The 1,112-nt window shown below is 63.3% G+C and carries 1 protein-coding gene; it reads left to right on the forward strand.

Translation table 11 applies throughout. The features are described from left to right. A partial coding sequence (locus ABZU99_RS34885; protein ID WP_356228195.1) for an AMP-binding protein occupies nt 1-1,112 on the forward strand: 1,112 nt, incomplete at both ends.

Below are 1,112 nucleotides of genomic sequence, written 5' to 3' on the forward strand. Positions count from 1 at the left end.
GGGATTGTGAATCGCTTGTTGTGGATGCAGGGCGAGTACGGGTTGACGGTTGATGATCGTGTGTTGCAGAAGACTCCGGCTGGTTTTGATGTGTCGGTGTGGGAGTTTTTCTGGCCGTTGGTGGTGGGTGCGGTGTTGGTGGTGGCGCGGCCGGAGGGGCATCGGGATCCGGTGTATCTGGCGGAGGTGATTCGTGGGGAGGGTGTGACGACGGTGCATTTTGTGCCGTCGATGCTGCGGGTGTTTTTGGCTGAGCCGTCGGCGCGGGAGTGTGTGTCGTTGGTGCGGGTGGTGTGCAGTGGTGAGGTGTTGCCGGGTGAGGTGAGGGACCGGTTCCGTGAGGTGCTGGGTGCGGGGTTGCACAATCTTTATGGTCCGACGGAGGCGTCGGTGGATGTGACGTCGTGGGACTGTGCGCGGGGCGGTGGCGGTGGTGTGCCGATTGGGCGTCCGGTGTGGAATACGCGGGTGTATGTGCTGGATGCGGGGTTGAATCCGGTGGCGCCTGGGGTGGGGGGTGAGTTGTATTTGGCGGGTGTGCAGTTGGCGCGTGGTTATTTGAATCGTCCGGGGTTGAGTGCTGAGCGGTTTGTCGCGTGTCCGTTTGGTGGTGTGGGTGAGCGGATGTATCGCACGGGTGATGTGGTGCGGTGGAATGTGGGGGGTTATCTGGAGTTCGTGGGCCGTGTCGATGATCAGGTGAAGATTCGTGGTCAGCGGATTGAGCTGGGGGAGATCGAGGCGGTTGTCGCCGGGGATGGGTCGGTGGCTGATGTGGTGGTGGTTGTGCGTGAGGACCAGGTGGGTGATCAGCGGCTGGTGGCGTATGCCGTCCCGGCTGCCGGCGCTGTGGTTGATGCTCATGCGCTGCGGGTGCGGGCGGCTGCCGCATTGCCGGAGTACATGGTCCCCTCCGCGTTCGTCACGGTTGATGCCTTACCGGTGACGCCGAACGGGAAGCTGGACCGGAAGGCTCTGCCTGCTCCCGAATATGCGGCTGTGCGTGGTCGTGCACCGCGTACGCCGCGGGAGGAGATTTTGTGCGGGTTGTTCGCTGAGGTCCTGGGGGTGGAGCGGGTCGGGATCGATGACAGCTTCTTCGAGCTCGGCGG

The organism is Streptomyces sp. NPDC005266 (assembly GCF_040607655.1).
In the GTDB taxonomy this organism is placed as follows: Bacteria; Actinomycetota; Actinomycetes; order Streptomycetales; family Streptomycetaceae; genus Streptomyces.